Below are 3,820 nucleotides of genomic sequence, written 5' to 3'. Positions count from 1 at the left end.
TTTCTGCTTTCGATTTCTCAACGATCTCCTTGTAGTATTCGCAGCAGTGAAAAATGGAGTCTGACCCTATTTATCTTATTTATCTTTTGACCCTATTTATCTTTGGCGCTTTATCTCGAAAACAGGATGGCCCCTAAGATTCTGGCCATAATCCAGCCGGGGGAAGCCTTCGGCTGCAACTGGACAAACTTCACGAACAGAGGTCAGATACTCGCGCGATCGGTTTTCTACAAGGACAACCCTCTTCCCGAATATGTCATAAACGGAGGCATAGGCCGCAGCGAGTTTTACAGAGCCCCCATCTGGCCGGAATACATGGAGTTTGTCAAGAAATTCAACATAGGTGCAAAGTACTTCAGGATATGGAAGAGATCGGTAAGAGATGTGCGAGATCGATATGCTTCTCGTGACATTGAATGAGAAGTGAGATATTCGTTGGCATGGAGTACCATAAATCACAATAACACGTGGTAGAGAAGTAGGAAGAGGAGTTTGAGCCTATTTGTTTGATGCTTTGACTCCACGGCACTAATCGGCGATATATAACACGGCTTTTTGAGTATTGCAAATTTGATCCAACACATTACAGACATCATTCACAAAAAATAGACACCTGTTCATGCACTTCCTACTCCACTTCAGTCGAAGATGGCAAAAGGATAACATTGCGGCCTGCTTATTATTGATGTTATGATAACATCGAAAGGAGACTGATAGAAAGGATGATCGAATGATGTCCAAGACTAGATCCTCAAGGAATAGAACGATAGATATCAGTATCAGTGAAGGAAAACATTATCTTGATAGATGTATTAGATTGAATGAGATAACTCACCTTGATAATGTGATCAACAAAACCATTTTGGGAGATATGTTCCAGGTTTGCAAATTTCTACCAAGAAACTCTGTAGACTTATTAATAGTTGATCCTCCGTACAATCTTAGCAAACAATATCACGGGAACTCATTTAGCAGAAAAAAAGATTCAGAATATCTTGCATATACCATTTCGTGGATAGAGGCAATCATTCCTTTGTTGAAAGAGAATTCGTCAATCTATGTATGTTGTGATTGGGAAACAAGTTTGATCATTGGAAGCGCTTTGATGAGATACTTCAAGGTTAGAAATCGAATTACTTGGCAGAGAGAGAAGGGAAGAGGGGCAAAGAAGAACTGGAAGAATGCAATGGAAGATATTTGGTTTGCAACTAAATCGGAAGATTATTTCTTCAATTACCAAGCGGTTAAGGTGAGACGGAAGGTAATTGCTCCTTACAGAGTAGATGGAACTCCAAAAGATTGGAAAGAGACTTCTGGTGGAAACTTCAGAGATACCCACGCTTCGAATTTCTGGGATGACATCACCATTCCTTTCTGGTCAATGCCTGAAAATACAGCTCATCCAACTCAAAAACCAGAGAAGTTAGTTGCAAAGTTGCTATTGGCGAGTTCAAATCTTGGGAACGTTATACTTGATCCATTCTTGGGTTCCGGGACTACAAGTGTCGTAGCTAAGAAGCTTAAACGTAATTATATAGGCATAGAGCAGAACAAACGATACTGCTTATGGGCAGAAAAGAGATTAGAAATGGCTGATTTTGATACAAGCATACAAGGCTATACGAACGGTGTGTTTTGGGAACGAAATACATTGGCTTCACAGGGTTCAAGAACAAAGAGAGTTGACCAAAGCCCAACACAACCGTTGAACGGGCAATTGTCTTTTGATAGCCCTTTGGAGGAGAAAGGTGTATAACAAGTTTCTCATAGATTCACTATCAAAACTCGTCCGGAGCAAAGATGGAATTAATGATAAATCTGCACTCTCAATAATAGTAAAGAGCACCTTTTCTCTTACCGAAGATCGAAGCGTCTATTACTGTGAGGATTTTGCAATAAGATTCTGCAAAACCAGAAGCAGTAGTTTTTCCAACACTGTTTTGTCTCTCTCTGCTCTACAGAAATATGATGACAGACCCTTCATTGTTTGCGCTGTATCACCCGCTGAGAACTTTCTGTTTCTTGCAAATACAACGTGCCTGAAGAAAATAAGCCACTCTTCACAAGAACTACGAACTGACAATATCAAGGGTAGTTTCAATGGATCAGATATACTACGGTCAATAGAAGGAACTGAGAATTGTCCAGAAGGGTTTGAAGATCTATTCTTACTCCATCAGAATTTCTCATTTGAAGAAAACTTGTGTAGACTTGTTGAAAGCACTGGAAGAATCGTTCCAACGGGCTCGAGATATGAGCCCAATCAGATGGAATTGGAAATCATCTTTGATGCGCCGATAAGAACAGTAAACTTTGCTAATTCTTCCGACTATGATACTTTGAATCAAGAATTGGCCGACCGGGTTTCAAGCGTGAAATGTGCAATATTCGCAGCTGCCTATATTGAAAACGTAAACATTAGAGGAAGAGTGATCGAATATCTAATAACGGCTGACGAAGAAGGGAAAAAACCATTACTGAACGCTCTTTTGAAAAAGGAGGTGCTTCCAAGAATTAGGACGGCGAACCAGCTAGGCGATTACACTAGGAATTTTCCCCAGTTTGATACAGAAACTGATATTAAGACTAAGGTGATGTTCTTATCAAGTGCTCCCAAAGCTTATAATATCGACAAGTTTCTGCAATTCATTTCTAGAATGAAATCTGTATACATGGTATATGTAGTTGCCGTTGATAGTACTCAATCAATCAGAACAAGACTGTGTTCACCTTTTAACACCCAAATTCTTGAAGGCACTCGTGTAATACATCATTGGGCAGGAAGAAACTCTAGAGGAGTCACACAGTACACTGGTGATTGTCTGAAGCAAGTAGTCAACAAGTTCAACAACTCAATTGATATTGAGAAATCTAGGGACTTTCTAAAAGAGCTATTGGGCCGTTAAGATCTGTGATCATAGTTTATGTTCTTCACTAGCTGGGATAATCATTCATATGCACAGTTTGGAAGAAGAATTTTCTGCAATTTGCTGACTTCCGATCGATCCATTACTTTGAGTATGCTCAATCTGTGGAATACTTTAAGCCTTTTTTAGAAGCTAGTATCCCGCGAAATCATAACTATGAATCAACATGCAAGTCTAGAACGTCAAAGCTGAGTCGTTGAGGTTTTGTAATCTCAGTCAGCATATTATCATACCTTCCCGAATAATCTATTCTGGACAAAGGCTCCATCTCGAGAGGTAGCTCCCAAATTGAATACTTCTTCTTATTCAATGCAGTGTCTTTCAGCTTCTTTCTCAGTACGCTCATTAGGATGAACCCTTACTTCCCGAAAAGTCTAACGATGAGAACCTTCGTGAAGCGTTGAAAAGAGTAAGTTAGAGTTATTTTCTATAGGTTTATCCCTCGTTATATATTATAATGTATGTAACGAGGTGAAGAGATGGGAATTGTCTACCAGAAGAACAAGAAAACAGGAATCACATATGTCTACAAAAACGAAGCCTATTGGGACAGGGAAAAACAACAGTCCAGAGCCAAGAGAACCTTAATCGGCAAGCTGGATCCAGACACTGGAGAAATCGTACCGACCAGACCATACAGGAAGGATTCTGAACAGAAGGATGGCATTTTGAAAAAGCCCGGACCAGTTCCCATAACCAAAATCCGAAGGGATTTCTATGGTGCTTGCTATCTTCTCGATCAGGTTGGTAAGATAACCGAAGTCGCAGCCGACTTGAAAGCCTGTTTTCCCGACCGTTATAAAATGATTCTATCGGTAGCCTATTATCTGATTCTCGAAGAGAATAACTCACTCAGTAGGTTTTCTCATTGGCAGAGACTGCATGCCCATCCT

4 protein-coding genes and 1 pseudogene are annotated in these 3,820 nt (G+C 40.2%); 4 read left to right on the top strand and 1 reads right to left on the bottom strand.

The features are described 5' to 3' along the window. The first annotated feature begins 126 nt into the window (after positions 1-126). The 3 genes from B3157_RS04060 (at position 127) to B3157_RS04050 (ending at position 2,906) form a co-directional block, all read left to right on the top strand. Positions 127-420: a hypothetical protein gene (locus B3157_RS04060; RefSeq protein WP_214061469.1), complete on the top strand. Its 294-nt coding sequence runs from the start codon at positions 127-129 to the stop codon at positions 418-420. A 310-nt stretch (positions 421-730) separates the two neighbouring features. Beyond that, the gene (locus tag B3157_RS04055) at positions 731-1,756 is read left to right on the top strand and encodes a site-specific DNA-methyltransferase (RefSeq protein ID WP_349680361.1); all 1,026 of its coding nucleotides are present in this window, start codon (positions 731-733) and stop codon (positions 1,754-1,756) included. Beyond that, positions 1,749-2,906 carry a hypothetical protein gene (locus B3157_RS04050; protein WP_214061471.1) on the top strand — a complete coding sequence of 386 codons (1,158 nt, stop codon included), beginning with the start codon at positions 1,749-1,751 and terminating at the stop codon, positions 2,904-2,906. Before B3157_RS04055 ends, B3157_RS04050 begins: the two co-directional genes overlap by 8 nt. A 175-nt stretch (positions 2,907-3,081) precedes the next feature. Here the strand turns inward: B3157_RS04050 and B3157_RS04045 are convergent, their stop codons facing one another. Further along, positions 3,082-3,273 (bottom strand): hypothetical protein, encoded by a 192-nt coding sequence (locus B3157_RS04045; RefSeq protein WP_214061472.1) that lies wholly within the window; start codon positions 3,271-3,273, stop codon positions 3,082-3,084. A gap of 133 nt (positions 3,274-3,406) precedes the next feature. Between B3157_RS04045 and B3157_RS04040 the strand changes: the two are divergent. Next, a pseudogene (locus B3157_RS04040) lies at positions 3,407-3,820 on the top strand (transposase); the annotation flags it as partial.

Origin of the sequence: Mesotoga sp. UBA5557 (genome assembly GCF_002425715.1) — a bacterium.
Lineage (GTDB): Bacteria > Thermotogota > Thermotogae > Petrotogales > Kosmotogaceae > Mesotoga.
This window is presented reverse-complemented; position numbering and strand designations above follow the sequence as displayed.

Excerpts from the sequence above, each read along its gene's own strand:
- B3157_RS04055 (WP_349680361.1), top strand. The coding sequence starts at position 731 with ATGATGTCCAAGACTAGATCCTCAAGGAATAGAACGATAGATATCAGT.
- B3157_RS04060 (WP_214061469.1), top strand. The coding sequence starts at position 127 with ATGGCCCCTAAGATTCTGGCCATAATCCAGCCGGGGGAAGCCTTCGGC.
- B3157_RS04045 (WP_214061472.1), bottom strand. The coding sequence starts at position 3,273 with ATGAGCGTACTGAGAAAGAAGCTGAAAGACACTGCATTGAATAAGAAG.